This is a genomic window from Hymenobacter sp. FMD4, assembly GCF_058932745.1.
In genome coordinates this window covers 71,308-89,391 of record NZ_JBZYWH010000011.1, presented here as the reverse complement: position 1 = coordinate 89,391, position 18,084 = coordinate 71,308, and the positions used below count along the sequence as shown (strand labels likewise).

The 18,084-nt window shown below is 57.6% G+C and carries 16 protein-coding genes; 10 read left to right on the top strand and 6 right to left on the bottom strand.

The genetic code is table 11. The annotated features are described in order from the left end of the window. Positions 1–2: 2 nt before the first annotated feature. The 3 genes from AC5FXY_RS12225 to AC5FXY_RS12215 all read right to left on the bottom strand — a co-directional run bounded on the left by AC5FXY_RS12225 (position 3) and on the right by AC5FXY_RS12215 (position 1,722). On the bottom strand, positions 3–266 hold the full coding sequence (locus AC5FXY_RS12225) for a hypothetical protein (protein ID WP_493556959.1): 264 nt from the start codon (positions 264–266) through the stop codon (positions 3–5). Between the two features lie 305 nt (positions 267–571). Next, complete coding sequence (locus tag AC5FXY_RS12220) at positions 572–907, bottom strand: hypothetical protein (protein WP_493556958.1); 336 nt, start codon at positions 905–907, stop codon at positions 572–574. 308 nt (positions 908–1,215) lie between these two features. Beyond that, complete coding sequence (locus AC5FXY_RS12215; protein ID WP_493556957.1) at positions 1,216–1,722, bottom strand: hypothetical protein; 507 nt, start codon at positions 1,720–1,722, stop codon at positions 1,216–1,218. Between the two features lie 357 nt (positions 1,723–2,079). Here AC5FXY_RS12215 and hutU point away from each other — a divergent pair, with 357 nt between their 5' ends. From hutU to AC5FXY_RS12200, 3 genes are all read left to right on the top strand, one after another. After that, positions 2,080–3,843, top strand: coding sequence for a urocanate hydratase (hutU, locus tag AC5FXY_RS12210; protein ID WP_493556956.1), 1,764 nt, complete (start codon positions 2,080–2,082; stop codon positions 3,841–3,843). Positions 3,844–3,900: 57 nt separating this feature from the next. Beyond that, positions 3,901–4,875, top strand: coding sequence for a hypothetical protein (locus tag AC5FXY_RS12205; protein WP_493556955.1), 975 nt, complete (start codon positions 3,901–3,903; stop codon positions 4,873–4,875). 249 nt (positions 4,876–5,124) lie between these two features. Beyond that, positions 5,125–5,874, top strand: coding sequence for an NADPH-dependent F420 reductase (locus AC5FXY_RS12200; RefSeq protein WP_493557019.1), 750 nt, complete (start codon positions 5,125–5,127; stop codon positions 5,872–5,874). Between the two features lie 163 nt (positions 5,875–6,037). On the opposite strand, the gene AC5FXY_RS12195 is transcribed toward AC5FXY_RS12200, so the two are convergent. Then, the gene (locus tag AC5FXY_RS12195) at positions 6,038–7,486 is read right to left on the bottom strand and encodes a pectate lyase (RefSeq protein WP_493556954.1); all 1,449 of its coding nucleotides are present in this window, start codon (positions 7,484–7,486) and stop codon (positions 6,038–6,040) included. A 319-nt stretch (positions 7,487–7,805) separates the two neighbouring features. Here AC5FXY_RS12195 and AC5FXY_RS12190 point away from each other — a divergent pair, with 319 nt between their 5' ends. Both AC5FXY_RS12190 and AC5FXY_RS12185 read left to right on the top strand, forming a co-directional pair. Further along, positions 7,806–8,432: a hypothetical protein gene (locus AC5FXY_RS12190; RefSeq protein WP_493556953.1), complete on the top strand. Its 627-nt coding sequence runs from the start codon at positions 7,806–7,808 to the stop codon at positions 8,430–8,432. Between the two features lie 444 nt (positions 8,433–8,876). Further along, positions 8,877–9,317, top strand: coding sequence for a GNAT family N-acetyltransferase (locus AC5FXY_RS12185; RefSeq protein ID WP_493556952.1), 441 nt, complete (start codon positions 8,877–8,879; stop codon positions 9,315–9,317). Between the two features lie 363 nt (positions 9,318–9,680). Here AC5FXY_RS12185 and AC5FXY_RS12180 read toward each other — a convergent pair whose 3' ends face one another. Next, on the bottom strand, positions 9,681–10,253 hold the full coding sequence (locus AC5FXY_RS12180; protein ID WP_493556951.1) for a hypothetical protein: 573 nt from the start codon (positions 10,251–10,253) through the stop codon (positions 9,681–9,683). Positions 10,254–10,657: 404 nt separating this feature from the next. Between AC5FXY_RS12180 and AC5FXY_RS12175 the strand changes: the two genes are divergently transcribed. Further along, positions 10,658–11,431: an oxygen-binding di-iron domain-containing protein gene (locus tag AC5FXY_RS12175; protein ID WP_493556950.1), complete on the top strand. Its 774-nt coding sequence runs from the start codon at positions 10,658–10,660 to the stop codon at positions 11,429–11,431. 288 nt (positions 11,432–11,719) lie between these two features. Here AC5FXY_RS12175 and AC5FXY_RS12170 read toward each other — a convergent pair whose 3' ends face one another. Then, on the bottom strand, positions 11,720–12,670 hold the full coding sequence (locus AC5FXY_RS12170) for an NmrA family NAD(P)-binding protein (protein WP_493556949.1): 951 nt from the start codon (positions 12,668–12,670) through the stop codon (positions 11,720–11,722). A gap of 439 nt (positions 12,671–13,109) precedes the next feature. On the opposite strand from AC5FXY_RS12170, the gene AC5FXY_RS12165 reads away from it, so the two are divergent. The 4 genes from AC5FXY_RS12165 to AC5FXY_RS12150 all read left to right on the top strand — a co-directional run bounded on the left by AC5FXY_RS12165 (position 13,110) and on the right by AC5FXY_RS12150 (position 17,864). Further along, a complete protein-coding gene (locus tag AC5FXY_RS12165; RefSeq protein ID WP_493556948.1) occupies positions 13,110–13,541 on the top strand; it encodes a hypothetical protein in 432 nt (143 codons plus the stop codon). Positions 13,542–13,841: 300 nt separating this feature from the next. Next, positions 13,842–14,033 carry a cold-shock protein gene (locus tag AC5FXY_RS12160; protein WP_493556947.1) on the top strand — a complete coding sequence of 64 codons (192 nt, stop codon included), beginning with the start codon at positions 13,842–13,844 and terminating at the stop codon, positions 14,031–14,033. A 440-nt stretch (positions 14,034–14,473) separates the two neighbouring features. Then, on the top strand, positions 14,474–17,026 hold the full coding sequence (locus AC5FXY_RS12155; RefSeq protein ID WP_493556946.1) for an outer membrane protein assembly factor BamB family protein: 2,553 nt from the start codon (positions 14,474–14,476) through the stop codon (positions 17,024–17,026). Positions 17,027–17,210: 184 nt separating this feature from the next. Beyond that, positions 17,211–17,864: an alpha/beta hydrolase gene (locus AC5FXY_RS12150; protein WP_493556945.1), complete on the top strand. Its 654-nt coding sequence runs from the start codon at positions 17,211–17,213 to the stop codon at positions 17,862–17,864. The last annotated feature ends 220 nt before the right edge of the window (positions 17,865–18,084 follow it).

Below are 18,084 nucleotides of genomic sequence, written 5' to 3'. Positions count from 1 at the left end.
GATTAGTGAGCCGTCGTGCCAGTGGTAGCACCTTCGGTGGCGGGAGCCGTAGTAGCACCTTCAGCAGCCGGAGCCGTGGTGGTGCCTTCAGCAGCCGGAGCAGCCGTAGCATCAGCAGCAGCCGTCGAGTCGCCAGCTACTTCAGTCGTAGCCTCGGTGGTGGTGGTTTCCGTAGTCTCGGTGGTAGCACCTTCTTTGTTGGCATCGCCGCAAGAAGCGAACGAGAACGAAGCAGCAGCCAGAGCGAGGAACAGAACTTTTTTCATGGTAAGGGTTAGTGAAGGGTTGTTCAGGTTGTTTTGCTGCCAGCTGGCAGCAAATTCTGGCGTTTATCCGAAATGGCTTTCCAGGTAACCCGGCGGCTGAAAAAAAACTGTAGAATTTTTTCAGTGGTTCACCTTGTTTTGATAGGATAGGTGAATAACTGTTTGAATTATAAGTGTATATCAGCTATAAAAAAGTTGCGCTGGAACTAGAAAAAGGTCAATGGCACAAACAGGTTCCAGCCCTTTGGACACAAAAAAAGCCTCTCCCGAAGGAGAGGCTTTGGTAAAGCAAGTGTGAACCGAGCTTATTGACCCGTGGTCGTGCCGGTTCCGCCAGTAGTACCCGTGGTGCCGGTAGTACCAGTGGTTCCAGTAGTACCCGTAGTGCTTCCCGTAACGGCACCGGCAGCAGTAGTGCCGGCAGCGGTGGTGCCGGTGGTGGCTGTGCCTGTAGCAGTAGTGGTACCGCCTTCGGTGCCCATGCCAGCGCCAGCGTCGGTCATGGTAGTATCCGACATGGTATCCATGGAAGCGTCGGTAGTGGTGGTGTTCTCAGTACCAGTAGTTTCCTGTTGGTTGCTGCCGCACGAAGCGAAAGTGAACGAGGCCGCGGCCAGGGCGAAAAACAATACTTTTTTCATGGTTGTGGAAAGTAAGATGATGTTCAAACTTCGGACAAGCGCCCGATGGCCGCCTGATCCTGCTCGTTAATAAGTAAGCCACCAATAGGTAACCCGTTTTATGAAATATTTTTTAGAAACGTGGATTTAACCATTCCAGCAAGGGTTTGTTGATGGGTAGCAGCTTCGTTCAATAGGTTCTATGTGCCTTTGAAGCTCACGCCTATGGCTAGTAGACGATTTGCTAAAGCCCTACAGGCGGACTATAAATAGAAAAGCTCCCCGACTGGCGAGGAGCTTTTCAAACCAATAAGAATGGGGAGCCTGCGTTAGCGGCCCGTGGTGCCACCCGAACCCGTCGAGCCGGTGCCACCAGCTGTAGAGCCACCTCCTGTAGTGGTGGAGCCAGTAGTAGTAGAGCCGCCGGCAGTGGTGCCACCCGCAGTGCTGCCGCCAGTCATTGTGCCGCCAGCCGTCGAGCCACCGGCAGTGGAGCCGCCCGCTGTCGAACCGCCGGCAGTGGTGCCGCCAGCCGTAGAGCCACCTGCAGTGGTGCCGGCTGTAGTGCCAGTACCAGCTGTGCTGCCCATAGTACCGCCTCCGGCTGTGGAGCCGCCACTCATATCGCTGCCGGTCGAGCCAGCTGCACCGGTTCCACCCGTTTCATTATCGCTGCCCATGCCGCCTTCACTGGTGGCGTCCGTGGTGCCTGAGCCGCCGGAAGCATCGGTGCCGCTGGTAGAAGCGCCGCCAGTACCACCTTCCTGTTGGTTGCCGCCGCACGAAGCAAAAGTGAGCGAGGCCGCAGCCAGGGCGAAGAACAATACTTTTTTCATTGTTTTGGTTGGTAAGTAATGATTGGAATGGATGACGAACGGCTTGCTGACCGTTCTCTGAAAGCTTTATACTGAGTTTGTAAAATGGTAACCTGTTTTTATAATAAAAATTTGATAAAATGTAACTAAACTCGACAATAAGCCCTTTTCGTTAGGATTAAACTAATGTCGAGCTTGCCTCAAAAATTGGCTGTTTCTTAGATGAAAAGGAGCATTGCCAACATGGGGTCTGCTTAGGCCTCATCAGCAGCGCACGAAGGTAAAAGTCTGCATCTGGGGCCTGAAAAGAGGCTTTGGGCCGCGCCGAAAACACTATATTCGCCGCTCCACCCAACCTGCAAATTCTCCCGCCCGATCATGTCGCACTCCGCTCTCGAAACTCCCGAACTCAACCTCGAAGCCACCTCCAAATCCTCGGCCACCGGCAAGAACGCCCAGCGCCCGATGTACTACGAGTTCAAGCCCGAGGAAACCATCAAGGCCAAGCACGGCTCCGAGCTGCGCTGCAAAACCTGGGAAGCCGAAGCGGCCCTGCGCATGCTCGAAAACAACCTCGACCCCGCGGTGAGCCTGGTGTACGACGAGCTGATTGTGTACGGCGGCGCCGGCCGCGCGGCCCGCAACTGGAAGGAGTACCAGACGATCGTCAAGACTTTAAAGAACCTGGAAGCCGACGAAACCATGCTGGTGCAGTCGGGCAAGGCCGTGGGCGTGATTCGCACCTGGGCCCACGCCCCGCGCGTGCTCATTGCCAATAGCAACATCGTGCCCGCCTGGAGCACCCAGGAGTACTTCGATGAGTTGGACCGCCTGGGCCTGATGATGTACGGGCAGATGACGGCCGGCTCCTGGATCTACATTGCCACGCAGGGCATCCTGCAGGGTACCTACGAAACCTTCGCCGCCGTGGCCGACAAGCACTTCGGCGGCACGCTGGCCGGCACCGTCACCATTACAGCTGGCCTTGGCGGCATGTCGGGCGCGCAGCCGCTGGCCGTGACCATGAACGACGGCGTGTGCCTCGTCATCGAGCCCATCGACGCCCGCGTGAAGCAGAAGGTGCAGGAAGGCTACCTCGACGAGCAGGCCCGCGACCTAGACCACGCCCTGGAGCTGATGGCGCAGTACAAGCAGGCGCGCCAAGGCTGGAGCATCGGCCTCACGGGCAACGCCGCCACCGTGCTGCCCGAGCTGCTGACGCGGGGCTACAAGGCCGACATCGTCACCGACCAGACCTCGGCCCACGACCTGATGGACTACATTCCCGAGGGCGACATCACGGAGGTGCTGGAGCTGCGCAAAAACAACCCCGAGGAGTTCAAGCGCCAGGCCCTGGCTTCCATCGTGAAGCACTGCCAGGCCATCATCGACATGCAGGCCGGCGGGGCCGTGGCCCTCGACTACGGCAATAACCTACGCGGCCAGGCCGAGAAAGGCGGCCTGCAGGTGCGCGACGAAAACGGGCAGTTTCTCTACCCCGGCTTCGTGCCCGGCTACATCCGCCCGCTGTTCTGCGAGGGCAAAGGCCCCTTCCGCTGGGCGGCCCTCAGCGGCGACCCGCAGGACATCCTGCGCATCGACCGCGCCCTGCTCGAAACCTTCCCCGACAACAAGATGCTGGCCCGCTGGATTGAGAAGGCCCAAGCCAAGGTGCCCTTCATCGGCCTACCGGCCCGCGTGTGCTGGCTGGGCTACGGCGAGCGGGAAAAGTTCGGCTTGGTTATTAACGACCTGGTGGCCCGCGGCGAAGTCTCGGCCCCCATCGTCATCGGCCGCGACCACCTCGACTGCGGCTCCGTGGCCTCGCCCAACCGCGAAACCGAGGGTATGAAGGACGGCTCCGACGCCGTGGCCGATTGGCCCCTGCTCAACGCCCTGGCCAACACCGCCTCCGGCGCCGACTGGGTGAGCCTGCACAACGGCGGCGGCGTGGGCATCGGCAACAGCACCCACTCCGGCATGGTGATAGTAGCCACCGGCACTCCCGAAAAGGCCGAGCGCCTGCGCCGCGTGCTCACCACCGACCCCGGGATGGGCGTCTTCCGCCATGCCGACGCGGGCTACAAGTTGGCCCAGCAGGTAGCCGAGGAGCGCGGGGTGAAGATTCCGGGGCGGAAGTAGATCAGGTTACTTTATCCGCTAAAAGCGCATTGAAGGAAACTTCAATGCGCTTTTTCTATGCCGTTAGTAAAAATGGCCTGGGTCCTGCTGGCTGGGTGTATGCTATTCAGCTGTGAGCCAAAAAACATCGAACGGGTATCGGCCGAGGTCAAAGTAGTGGATGCGGAAACCGGTCGACCAATTAGAGGGGCCGAAGTATTGACCGCAGCGGTATATGACCGACCTGGGATGGGCACAGCAAACGGTGATTCAGTTGTCCGCTCAGCTACGGGAGCTGCAGGAACTGTGCGTTCGTCCTTTGCACAAGCCTTTCGTCTGGCGGCCGTTGCTCAAGCGCCGGGCTACGTGCCGGGACGGCGGAAAACGAATGTGGAGCAAAAGGCGGTGGCACTGACCATCCCGCTGCGTCGGGCAAGGCCCAATCCTACGCTTGTCAGCCAGCTCTATTTTGATCTGGTATTTACAGGTGACGACGCCTTCCGTGAGATGGATCGTGGCGATTCGCTGCGGGGCAGCATCGGCAAGGCCGTCGAGGTGAAGGTGGATTACTGCTATGCGCGCCGGGACGTGAAGGTGCCCGACACCTACGGCGTAATCCTTGGCGCGCTCCGCTCAAGCCGGGATACTACGGCTTGCGACTTTTGGTTGGAGCCGGCACCTCCCAATGGTAAACCGGGCGTGTTGGTAGCAGGTGGGCAAGGCGGCCTTATTCCCATCTTCAACGACCAGTATGCTCGCTCCATCCTGCTAGACTTTGATCAGGCCCCGCTCAGCGGCTACCAACGTCGTTATTCGTTGACTGGAAAAGAGCAGGGTTTCTTCATCAGAACCCGGGACGGCCGGCACTACGGCAAGTACGTGCTGGCTGGCAGCAAGAGCAATTTCAGCATGGCAGCTTACGGTAAAGACGAAGAGCACTGCGAATACTGGTGGGAGGGAAGCTGCCTGTATCAGCCCAATGGCAGCCGGAACTTAAGCGTTGGACCTCTGCCAATAAATCCCCTACACTTCTTACAAAGAAGTATCCCGTAAAGCCATTTAGCGGGATTGAAGCGCACCACACTAGCACGTTTGAAGCATGGCTTCAACCGGCATGGGCGCTCGGGCCTTGAGGGGAAGTCTCACATCAATTGCCGCATCATCAGCAAACCGCACCACCGCCGCCCGAGCCCAGCTCCGGCGGCGGTGCTCATTCCAGCAGTTTCCCACGTCCCACTCAGCCCCGCCAAACAAACGCTCCGCCTCCGCTGTCTACCTGCCTGAACCTGCGCCGGCCCCCGGCTGGCGCCCAACCTCAGACAACCCATGAACATCGGAATCATTGGCGCGGGCCACATCGGCAGCGCCTTGGCGGTGCGGCTGACGGGCCTCGGTCACCAAGTATACATTGCCAACTCTCGCGGGCCCGAAACCCTCAAAGACGTGGAGCAGAAAACGGGCGCTACACCCGTCACAGCCGAGGAAGCCGCCCAGCGCGGCACCGACCTGGTCGTGGTGACCATCCCGCTCAAGAACATTCCCGACCTGCCCAAGGACCTGCTGGCCAGCGTGCCCCGCGAGGTGCCCGTCATCGACACCAGCAATTACTACCCCATGCTGCGCGACGGCAAGATCGAGGAGCTGGAAACGGGCAGCCTGACCGAGAGCGAGTGGGTGCAGCAGCACCTGGGCCGCCCGGTGGTGAAGGTGTTCAACAACATCTACGCCCACCACATCGTGGAGAAGGGACAGCCCGCCGGCACCCCCGGCCGCATCAGCCTGCCCGTAGCCTCCGACGATGCCGCCGCCAAGCAGAAAGTAATGGCCTTGGTGGAGGAGCTGGGCTTCGACGCCGTGGACGCCGGCACCCTGCACCAGTCGTGGCGGCAGCAGCCCGGCACCCCCGCGTACGGCGCCGATATGCCGGCCGACCAGCTGCGCGAGAACCTGCAGAGCCTCGGCACCGAGCGCACAGCGGAGCAGCACGCCGAGTACAAGGCCAACCACGCCCAGCAGGAGCAGGCTATGGCTGCGCAGGGCATCAAGCTGTAGTAGCCGCCGGGTGGTTGGCCGTCGGAAGCACCAACTGAAAAGCGCATCCCGGCACAGCCCGCAGCCTTGCGCGGTGCGGCCCGCCCAAGCACCAACACAAAACCCGCCAGCGTCGGACTCAGGGCAGTCCAGTGCTGGCGGGTTTGCGTTTGCAGAGCGGAGTTTATTGCGCCTGCGCGTCGGTGATGGTCTTCACCAGGCTGTTGATGTACACCTCCACGTTGTCGTAGCCCGTGCTCAGGTTGCGGCCGTTGGCGTTGGCGCGGTTCGGGTCGAGGCCATTGGCGGTTTCCCAGGCGTCGGGCATGCCGTCGCCGTCGGTGTCGGTGGGAGCGGGCAGCTGGGCCAGGGTGGGCCAGCCGCCCACGTCGGTCTGCGAGTCGATGATGCCGCGCTTGCCGGTCTGGGAGCCGTTGTAGGTGGCGGTGCCGTTGTGCACCTCGTTCACCACGCGCGTATCCACCGCGTCGCGGCGCAGGCTGGCGCCGGCGTAGGTCAGCACCTTCTCGTACGCCGCCGTAGCCGACTCAGCACGAATGGCTTCACTGGCAAACGGCGTCGTGGCTTTGGCATTAGCCAGCACCACGCCCGAACTCAGGTCCACGCCGCCGTTCCAATTATCGGCCGTGACGGTGGCGTTGTCGTGCACGTAGTTGCCGCTGATGTAGAAGCGGCCGTAGCCGGGCGCGTAGGCGGCGTCGCTCTCGCGTGAGATTTGCATGATGCGGCGCCGTTTGCTCGTTTCGGTGCCGGGGCCGGGCTTGTAGTAGTTGCCCACGATGTTGTACTGCCCGTTTTCGCCTCCGTAGGCGCTGTTGGCGCCCCAGTTGTAGATGACGTTGTTGCGGTAGTCTACCTTATCGATGCCGTGGGGGCTGGCGCCGGTGCCGGGGCGGTTGCCGCCGTCGAAGCGCGGGTTGCGGCTCAGGTGGTGCGCCAGCAGGTTGTGGTGAAAGGTCGCGTTCGAGCCGCCCCAGATAGCTCCGTAGCCGTGGTCGTCCTTGCCGTGGAACGATTGATTGAGGCTTTCAGCCAGCAGGCAGTACTGCATGGTGAAGTCCTTGTTGGCGTAAAAGGAGCTGCACTCATCAATCGACCAGCTCATGGAGCAGTGGTCGATGACCACGTTTTGCATGTAGCGGCCCCAGAGCGCATCCTGCTCGTTCTGGGTAAGGTCGCCCATACGGAAGCGCATAAAGCGGATAATCACGTTGTTGGCCGCCACGTTCAGCTCGTAGTTCTGAATGCAGATGCCGTCGCCGGGGGCCGTCTGGCCGGCAATGGTTACGTTGCCGTTGCGCAGGTGCAGACGGCTCTGCAGCACGATGTTGCCGGATACCTCAAACACGATGATGCGCGCCCCCGAAGCGTTGAGCGCCTCGCGCAGGCTGCCCGGTCCCGAGTCGTTCAGGTTCGTCACCTTGATGACGCGCCCGCCCCGGCCACCCGTGGTAGCCTTGCCACCTCCCTCCACGCCCGGAAAAGCCAGGGCCGTTTCCGCGACGGGCTCTGGGCCGGTGTTGTCGACGGGTGGTGTCTCGCTTTTTTTACCGCAGCCGGCGACTGATACGCCAGCCACGAGGCAGCTGAGCAGGAGGGAAGGTACTTTCATAAGCAGAAGCTAGATGGCGCAGCCCTGAGCAGAGCCGCAACCAGCGTGAAAAAGAAGTTACTAGCTGTTGAGTTTTTAAAATAAACCCGATAAGCAGCACGCTACCCCCGACTTTATTCGCGCAATCGTTGTCGGGAACGATTGCAGTACACGCTGTGCGCAGCTGCTGCTACCTTGCTACCGTTCCTTTTACTACCCTGCAACTCCTAGGCTGTATGGGCAGTTGTTCGCGGCAGTAACGAGAAGTTTACCCTGAGGCGGAATCTAACAGTTATATAATAACAGGCTAATATTGATTCGAAAATCTCCTCCTTGACCCATGCGCCTACCTGCCAAAACGTACCATTACTGGACAGGCATCCTATTATCCGTATTCATCTTCGTTCACTTAGCCAATCATTTGGTGGCGTTTTGGAGCGTGCCGGCGCACCTGACTACAATGGCCGCACTGCGTAAAGTATATCGGCACCCTGTGGTCGAAACAGCTTTGTTGCTGGCCGTTGTGGGACAGATATTCACGGGCCTGCACCTGTATTGGGCGAGCCGAAAGCAGCCGCTGCGGCCGCTGGCGGAGCGGGTTCAGATTTTCTCCGGCTTGTACCTCGCGTTTTTTCTGATGGTGCACACCAGCGCGGTCCTCACGGGACGGGCTTGGTTTGGACTCGATACCAACCTGTACTTCGCGGCGGCGGGCATTAACACCTTTCCCTTCAGCCTGTTTTTCATTCCGTACTACTTTTTATCGGTAGCGGCCATCTTTCTGCACGTAGCCAGCCTGCACTACCAAAAGGGCGCCCGCCTCTGGGGCGAATCCAGCGCCCGGCGTCAGGCCGTGGCTATCGGCGGCGCGGGGCTGGTGGTGGCGATGCTTATCCTGTTGGCCATGACCAACCGCCTGCAAGGGCTACCCATCCCTGCGCACTACATGCGGGCCTTGGGGCAATAGGCCTACACCCCGTATTGGCCCGAACCTACCGCTCCCACTAAGGCGCATTTGTGCGGTTCATTTATTCGTGCCTCTGCTTACCTGTTGCGAACTAGCAGGTGAGAGTTGGGTAGGTGGAAGCCAACGTCCATCAACCACTGATAAGTTAGTGCGCTCAGGACGATGGCTGTCAGTTGCACCACATCGAAGTTCAGTCCAACTCCGTTCTCCTTTGAGGATGACAGGGTAGGCGGCAAGACAGCGGTGGGGGCCGTTGTCGCGGTGGATCTACTCATCAATAGGCCCCTGAAGCTGCGCCTGATTGATGGTTTTGCTTATGTGCGTGGGCACAGGCCTAGTTTACGCCACGACTTGCCGCAGTTACGTTCTTCGGCTTGCTTTGTACCGAAAGCCGCTTGTCCTTCGCCTGTGTCGAGGGCAACCACGTAGCACCTCTTGCCTGACATGAAACAGACAGATTACATCCTACGGAAGGGTGACTATACCATCTCAACAGATCCAACGGCCCTTGATTTCGAAGTGATTTACGACTTCATCGTCAACGAGTCCTATTGGGGCGAGAACATGACCCGGGAGCGGCTGCAAAAGCAGATCGAGGCCACTACCTACAATTTTGGGCTTTACCACAAGGAACAGCAAATCGGCTTCACACAGGTATTGACCAACTTCGTAACCTTTGCTTACTTGGGCAACGTGTTTGTGCTGGAGGCATACCGCGGTCAGGGCCTATCGAAGTGGCTGATGCAAGCGGTAAAGGATCATCCCGAATTGCAAGCCATTCGCCGTTGGCTGCTGCATACCCGCGACGCTCAGGGGGTGTACCGTCAGTTTGGGTTTGAACTGCTCGACAAACCCGAAGAATTTATGGAGCGTGTCAGTCGATAGCATCTGACGGTAATCCTGAGCAAGCTGCGCTTTCAGGAGGGTAAAGGCTTCCCCCTAACCGAGGGCATAGCAATAATTAGTTGCTGCTTCAGACAACATGAGCGGCACTTCATAGCTCCAAAAAACCATCTGAGCAGGCGAAACGGTAGGGACAACGGTTAGCAGCATAGGCTGCCGGGTAGGCCAAATAAGCCGCTCAGTCGCGGGCAGCTGGGGGGATTTGTCCCGCTGCAGGACATGGAGTATCCCGTAGCGGTCCTTGGGGTCTTGGTCTGATGGCTTGGCAGCTTGGCTTGCGCCTTTTCTCGATTTAACTGCACTTAGCAGGGCGCCGAAGAGGATAGGGCACTGGTATTCGACCAATTAAACCGCCGGCGAAGCTGTTGCCTCTGCTTTCATTTCGGCGCCGTCGGCGCGACGAAAGAGCAGAGCTGAGCCGGCCCACATCGCAACAAAGATCATGTTGCCTGCTATTCCGCGCGTTACATCCGGGGTAAACGCAGGCTGCCAGATCAGTATCCCGATCAGAGGTGCTAGGAACTGTACCATGGCTGACGCCAGCATCGTGGTGGCCATGCCCCGCGGCCGTAATTGCGCCCTGAAGGAACCGATGATTGCCGTGAGATAGACCCCGATAAACATCAGGTTGGCCAAGTTGGGCCCGCTACCGATGATGCCAACAGCCAGATTGACCCACAGGGAAAGGAGGCCAGCTGCCAGCGCTGCACCCGCAGCCAACCGGTATAACACGGTGCTTCGCTGACTGACTATCAGTTCGTACAGAAGGCCGGTGCCGAAGATGAGGGTGCCGGCAACAATGAAATCGAACAGGTCCCAGCCTTCACCATCTGAGAACTGGTTGGCTACTAAGGGCACCATCAAGATGGCCGCGGTTATAACCGCAAGACGAACAAGGTTTTTGAGGCGCAAAGTCATGGCGGTACTCGTTGATTGTGGACAAATGAAAAAGCTATCAGAGCAGACTGCTCAGCCATTGATGCTTGCCCACAAGCGGTAGGTAGATCAAAGGGCATTGAAGTTGTACGAATTAAAATAAAGAACTTTGCATTTCAAAGTAAATTTTTGTTGATGCAGATTTCGGCCGTTCGCCGAAGCCATTCAAGAAGTCGTTTTTCATCACGCCTCACTGGTGGCTGTTTTCTGAAGCAGATGTTATTCTGGGGTCCGGTTATTTGAGCCGACCTGAGCTGGCGCACTAGTATTTATCTAACCGTTTCGGTAGCTTAATCAGCCGATATGGCTGGCCAGGAGCTAGACCAGTAGGCCTCGGGCCAGCACCGAGTAGGGAAGAAAGGTGCCCACGCCTAAGCCCCACCCTGATGTATAAAATCGACGAAATAGCCCCCAGCGTGTATCGCATTTCGCTGTACGTGCCGGAGTATAGCTTGCAGTTCAATCATTTCCTGATCCTCGACGAGGAGCCGCTGCTGTATCACGCCGGCATGCGGCTGATGTTTCCGGTGCTGCTGGAAGCCGTAAGCCAGCTCGTTCAACCCACAAAACTGCGCTGGATTGGCTTCAGCCATTTCGAAGTGGACGAGTGCGGTGCCCTTAACGAATGGCTGCAAGTGGCGCCCCATGCCCAGGCCGTGTGCAGTGACATCGGCGCGCTGCTGAACATGGCGGATTATGCCATCAGGCCGGTGCACATGCTGGCGCCCGATGAGCGGCTGCATACCGGTCAGCATTCGTTTCGCCTGATTGCCACGCCGCACCTGCCGCATGGCTGGGATGCCAGCGTGCTGTTTGAAGAAACCAACTGCACGTTGTTGTGCTCGGATCTGCTACACCAAAACGGAAAAACCGAAGCCCTGACTAGCCAAGACATCTTGGGCGCACACCGGCAATCCATGCTGGAATTGGAAAAAGGTCCGCTAATGGAGTACACACCCTACACGCCCAACACCGGCAAACTGCTGCAAGCCCTGGCCGACTTACAACCCAAAACCCTGGCCGTGATGCACGGAGCCTCCTTTGCCGGCGACTGCGCCCAAGTGCTAAGTGACCTTAATGGTGTAATGAAGGAATTGTGGGGCCAGCCTACATATAGTACGTTGGGCCACGGACCCGTCGGAGCAGCTGGCAGGCTGTGATGAAAGCAAGTCGTCAGTAATATGAAAGCGTGGGTCCAGGTTCATCCGGCTTTCGCGTGCCTGGCGAGCGAAACTAAGTTGCCCTGACATTTGCCTCAGCGCCCTCCTCATGGAGAGAAGGGCTTAGAATACCGAAGGACGTTTTTCTTCTTCTGAGAAAGTCGCTTAGCGTTGTCCAAAAGACAGTTGGTTAGGATGTATAGCCAATAGGCTCAGCAGGGCTACCATTTTGCCACTGGGGCAAACTCTTCCCACACCATACACCATCTAGTCGTAGCCTTGCGAGGGTTACTGCTGCGTAGCCAGTGCTTCCTGCACGGAAGTCCAGTGTATATCCGGGTAGCGGGCGTTGTCCAAAGGTTGCAGCTTGGGTAATCCGGTGAACATGTTGTGCAGATACTGCATGCCTTGCCATGGCGGGAACACCTCGTTGTGGGCCGGCATCAGGGCCTTGGTTACTTTGGTCATGGTACCGAAAGCACCTAGGCTGCCCACCCGAAATAGCTTAAAATCCTGACCCGTGGCGGCGCAGGCGGCCTTTTGAAGTTCCCGGATGCTAGCTACCTCGCCGGCTACGCGCAGGTAGCGGGGGGTGGTGTCATCGAGGGCGGCGGCAGCTGTGAAAGCGGCCGTATCCACCATGGTTGTGAAGTCCATGGGTTGGTCGGCATCACCCCAGTAGACTACCCGGCGCAGGCCTGGCAGCACCACCGGCGCGGTTCCCTTCAGCAGGTCGGTAAACATGCCGTTCAAAATGGATGTGGCCCAAATGGGAGCAGTATCGAGACGGCGGCTAAACTCCCGCCGCAGATCCAGATTGCGGTTTGAGCCCTCCGGGAGCTTCGTGAAGTCGATGGAATAATCCGACGGAATAAAGCGCGGTACGCCGGCGGCTACGGCTGCTTCCAGCAACCGCGTCTGTGCGTCCACTATCACCGCTCGCAGCCCCGAAAGTGCCGACACTACACAGGTAGCTCCTTGGCAAGCTTTCGTAAGTTCCTCGAGGTTGTCGTAGTTAACGGCCACCACCGAAACTCCTTGCAGGCGCAGCGACTCGGCCTCTGGTTTGGGTATGGTTTCAGGCCGCACCAGCGCCCGTACGGAGGCGCCCCGTAGGCGAAGGTGGTGCGCAATCAGCAAGCCAAGGGCGCCGGTAGCACCAGCCAGTACAATAGTGGCCGCTGTAGTGTCTTGAGTGTCCGGATGATCTGTGCTTTGATCTGCCAAGGTTAGGTGCATGAAGCGGCGTGGATGAACCCAGGGGGCTGAATGGGGTGTGGACCGGTCCGCACCTGCTCAAAAGCTTTCCACCGGGTATACCAATACCGGCACGCCGAGCCAAATGTTATCGAAACCCAAGCCATACAAGCTTTTTGAGCATCGGTTGTGCGTAGCAGTTTGAGGGTATCTTGGTCAAGATGCAGAAGTCGTTGGAACAGCTGTTCGCAAAGTATTTGGACCATCGAAGCACAATGGGTTTAGCCCTACAACTCATTCAGCGGAGAGCCGCAGCAGTCTTCTCGTACGGTCCAGGTTTGGCAAAAAGGTTGCACCAGTCGGCTGCACTAAGCGTGAATTTTATATTAGACCTTGGCGATATGATTGTTTACTTTGATTGCGGAAAGCTCATACCAGTACTCCATCAAAAGCATAACCCAGGCCCACAGTTGCCAACCTCATGAAACGTCTCCTGTCCGAACGGTTCGCAGCTTATGGCATCATGACCATTTCTGCGCTGGCCATTATGTTTCAGCTTCTGGTGATGCTTGGCGTTTTTCCTGCCGACATCGTGTGGGGTGGTAGAATCAGCAGCCGAAGCCAACTGCTAATTTTCGAGTCCATTGCCATTGCGCTCAACGTCGTAATCTGCGCCGTGGTAGCTATTCGCATAGGCTTGTGGAGAGTGCGCTTCAACGACACAGCGCTGCGTGCTATTCTGTGGCTGCTTTTCGTCCTGCTGGTACTGAATACTATCGGTAATCTGTTTGCTGTCAATGCGTTTGAGCGAGCTGCGTTTACGCCGGTGACCCTGGTGCTGGCTCTGTTTTTCCTCCGTCTGGCCATTGGCCGTAAGCCGACCTCGGCCGCGCCTGTGGCCACCCAAGCCTAACCAACGGCACCGCTTTGCTTATGGAGTAGGGGAGGTATGCGCGGGCTCTTGCATCCACTCTAATCAGTATATCGTCAAAAATTAACACTTGCGTGAACCTTATATGCAGGTCCCCCGTTAGGCCAAAGTAAGCTGACGCTGACTATCCATCCGGCCCTAAAGGAGCTGCTTAGAAAAAAAAGCGTACGTTTACATTGTTTAAGGCAAATTGCCTCGTGTCACCTACCATCCATTCGCTTGCTGAATAATAGTAGAGTTCCGTTGCCAGTTGCTATTTCTTCATCCTTTTCCTAAAGCATCATGTCAACAGGAACCGTAAAATTCTTCAATGAAACCAAAGGGTTTGGTTTTATCAACGACGCCGCTACCGGCCAGGACATTTTCGTACACGTTACGGGTCTCATCGACGAAATCCGCGACAACGATACGGTTGAGTTCGAAGTAGAGCAGGGCCGTAAGGGTCTGAACGCTGTAAAGGTGCGTCGCGCTTAATTCCGCTTACCCTCGATTAAAAAGGAGCATGCCACCCGGCATGCTCCTTTTTTGTTTACCCTACTGAGATAAGAATCGGAGAGAGTAGTGGTATAGTGCGTTTTCATCGATATAAGTGTAAGGCAGGGCAAGCGTCAAAACTTAACATCTGATGTACCTCGGAATAGCTCTTGAGTGGGCTGTTGCTGCTGATTTAAGAATCTGACTAGTTAAGTCTTGTTTGGAAATAGGAGAGGTGCCCTAACATTCAGGAAGTTGTGAAAAGCAGTATTATAGGTTTGAAGGCGTTACGCCCTGGGCATTACCCACTCTCGGCTTTTGTTAAGATTGTGGTATCGGGCTATCTTTGTATTATGTAAAGATGGGTTATTGCACATTTCGGTGAGCAGAGGCCCTTCTTGCTACCTACGCCCCGCCTCTTTTGCATCCTATTGCTGTCTATGGCCTTCAACTTTACCCGACCTTTTTTTTGTGTTGGCTTTATTGGTACAGCTACGTGCTCCAATGCTCGGCCTTGGAGCAACCACCTGAAGGTAGCTAAAGCGGCGGCTGTAGCTCTCGGCGTGATGGCCGGTACTAGTGTACAGGCACAAGATGTTATCATTAAGAATGATAAGTCTGAAATCAGTTCTAAGGTCATTGAGATTACCGAAGAGCACGTAAAGTACCGCCTGTTTGATTTTTTGGATGGCCCGCTTTACAACGTCCGAAAGGCCGATGTATGGATGATCATCTACGAGAAGGGTCGCCGTGAAAAATTTAACATAACCGAACCGGCAGCAGTAGCCTCAAGTCCGGCCAGCACGCCAACAGCAGCCACCCAGGCACCTGCTGCACCATCGGCTACCCCTACACCCAGTGAAACTCCCGCCGCGCCGGTAACCCCGGAAGCTGCACCCGCCTCTCAATTGGCCGTGCTGCAAACCCCGGCCGAACCTGCTGCGGTGGTACCCCAACCAACTGCTGTGCGGGCCGCTGCGGCAGAAGCACCTGCTAGCACCGCGCAGCCCGCCCAAGAGGCTGCCCCAAGCGCAGCGCCGGTTTCGACGGTGCCCGCTGCTACGCCAGTTCCGGCTGCTGAGCCGATGAGTAGTTCGGCACCCGCGGGAACGCCCGCAGCGCTAGGAGAGGAGCAGCCTACGGCCGCCACGCCGGCCGCGGCTGCCCCCACGCAAGCCCCGGTGACTACGCCAACTGCCGAAGCACCAGCTGCCGCACCGACTCCGGTAGCCGCACCCGAGGCCATGGCTAAACCCATAACGCGGCCGCGCGAGCCCGCCGTGGAGGCCGAACCCGGCCAAGTGGTGTGGACCAAGCTAGGCAACGGCCCCGCGCCGGTGAAGTACATCAATACCGACGGCAGCATTCTGATTCTGAAAGCCAACTTTGTGCTGAGCTTGGCCAAGAATACCGGCAAGCAGCAATGGCTAACGAAGGTGGAGCAGACAAAGTCGGCGCACCTGCTGGGCAATGGGCCGCTGATTCACGTGGTAGCCGCTTCGTCGGTGTCGGATTATCCGCAATCGGTGATTCTGAACTCCGAGACCGGCCGCGTGGTGTACAGCCCGCCCCCCGCCGCCAAGCAGCTCGAAAACCGGGTAATCGATGCCGAAAACATTGTGGTGTGGGAAGCTTCCGAAGCGGGCACCAAAGCCCTGGTGCTGGACCATAGCACCGGTGCCCGGCTTGCCGAATTGAAAATTGCCGGGGGGCAGGCCCGTACAGCCAAGACCTGGACCATGTCGGGAGGACGAATTGCGGTGCTGTCGGGCTACGGACTTACGGCTATCGAGCCTAGCTCGGGGAAACTGCTGTACAACGTGCCGCTTAAGCGTTCAGCCAAAGTCAGTGAGCTGTTACCGCCTACCGAGCCTTCGGTAGCGGTATTCGAGACTGGTGCGCCAAGCCAGGTGTGTGTGCTCAAGGATGGTTACCTAACCGGCATCAACCTGCAAAGCGGGCAGATTACGGGTGAGAAGGAGTTGCCGGGCGCTTTCGTGACGTACCGGGAAGTGGGCAAAGACCAAGTAGTCATCGGTAAATCGGGTAAGAAAGACAAAGACTTGACGCTGGCGCTGTACGACAAAGCCAGTTGCCAGCAGCTGCGCTCAGCCACTGTGGACATCAACAGCGCCGGCGCGATGGAAGCGTACGGTTCCGATTTGTTTGTGGTGGGGAGCGGATCGGCAATAAAGCTGGTGGACTTGAACACCCTGGCGCTGAAGGCCGAGAAAACCTTCAAGACCAGCGGCGACAACGTGCAGCTGTTCAGTAACGACAATAGTATTGGCCTGCTGAGTGCGTCGTTTGTGGAGTACTTCAACCCGAAAGGTTACGCGGCTATTGGCAAGACCAAGTATTTCGACCCGGCCGGTCGTGCAAAGCTAAAAGCCGGCGACGATACCTACTTCTGGGCCAATGGCTACCTGGGCCGCGTAAACCTGCGGAAGGGCGAAGAGGCTTTACTGCTTAAGGATAAGCTGCCGGTAAAGCTGCTAGATGGCGAGGTTCCCCAGCTGGAACTGCTCGAGGATGGCTTAGCCGTGGTGACGGCGCAGTCGGTGGCAAAAGTTGACTTCAAAGGCAATATCGTCTACAACCTGTATTTCGCGCCTCCCACAGTGGTGGCTGGTGCTATCGTGGGTCACGCCACCGCGAAGGCTGCCGATGCCGCCGCGGATAAAACCAGCTCCATGCCCGCCGCGAAACGCTCGTGGATAGCCAACCAGCGTGACTTTGAAACGGCGGGGCAGGCGGGCGCCAGCCGGCCACGAACCGGCGCACCCGTAACGGTGCTCAAACACCACATCGTGTTGGCCAAGGCCGACCGCGAAGAAGCCGGGCGCTTCAAGCTGCTGAAGATCAATAAGGCTACAGGTAAAGTGGAAGGTCAGGTGGAAGTGGAGAACCGCACACCCGACTACATTTTTGACCCGATAGATAGTGTGGTGTACCTCTTCGATGTGGACGCGGTTAAGGCCTATAAAATCTAGCTTGACGCAGATCGTGAAAACAGGTTTAGTCTGAGGTTTCTTGTTCGTGAAGCGGCGAAGTAGCTTGTGGTTTGGGGCCGCGCTGGGTGTTAGCCTGGCCGTAACGGCGTGTTCTTCTGCTTACCAACCTGCGGCACCTCTTGGACTAGCCTCAAAAACAGTACAACCCCGGGCCGAAGTCCGGGTGGAGCAGCTGTCTTTCTTTGATGAAACCCGCAAGCGACCCGTACCGGTAACCCTGTACTCGGCCGTACCTGGGCAGCGTAACAAGACCCGGTTGGCTTTGCTTAGCCACGGCTACGGCGGCAGCAACACCGCTTACTCGTTTATTGCCCACACGCTGGTAGCGCATGGCTACGCGGTAGCCAGTATTCAGCACGAATTACCCAACGACGAGCCAATGCCCACGACCGGCAACCCGCGCGAAGTTCGTCGACCCAACTGGGAGCGGGGTGTGCAAAACATGCTGTTTGTGCGCCAAAAGCTGCGGGTGCTGCGGCCAGACCTTGATACTGACCACTTGCTACTGGTGGGGCATTCCAACGGAGGCGATATGGCGATGCTGATGGCTGCGCTGCACCCAAAGCTGGTGGAAAAGGTCGTTTCACTGGACAACCGCCGCATGCCGTTGCCCCGTACTCCTAAGCCGCAGATACTAACGATTCGTTCTTCTGACCAAGTAGCCGACGAAGGTGTATTGCCAACCGAGGCCGAACAACGAGCCATCGGTACAAAAATCGTTCGGCTGCCCGCCACCCTACACAACGACATGTGGGACGGAGCCACCGAAGCGCAGAAGCAAGAAATAGCAGCTTTCATTTCGGAGTTTCTTAGGTAGCTAGCTCAGTTACGAAATAGTGAGAGGGGAGCTGGTTAGTTGTGCGTACGTCAGAACCGGAACGTTATTTCGAGCATGGCGCGGCATCCCGCGTGCTGACGCGCAAGGTGCAGCCTTATTCAGAAGAGTACTAGCTGGTCAGACGTCTCGACGACTTCAGCCGATAACCCTTTGTGACCAACGACCAATCCTATTTCTGCTCTTCACACTGCAGGCAAAT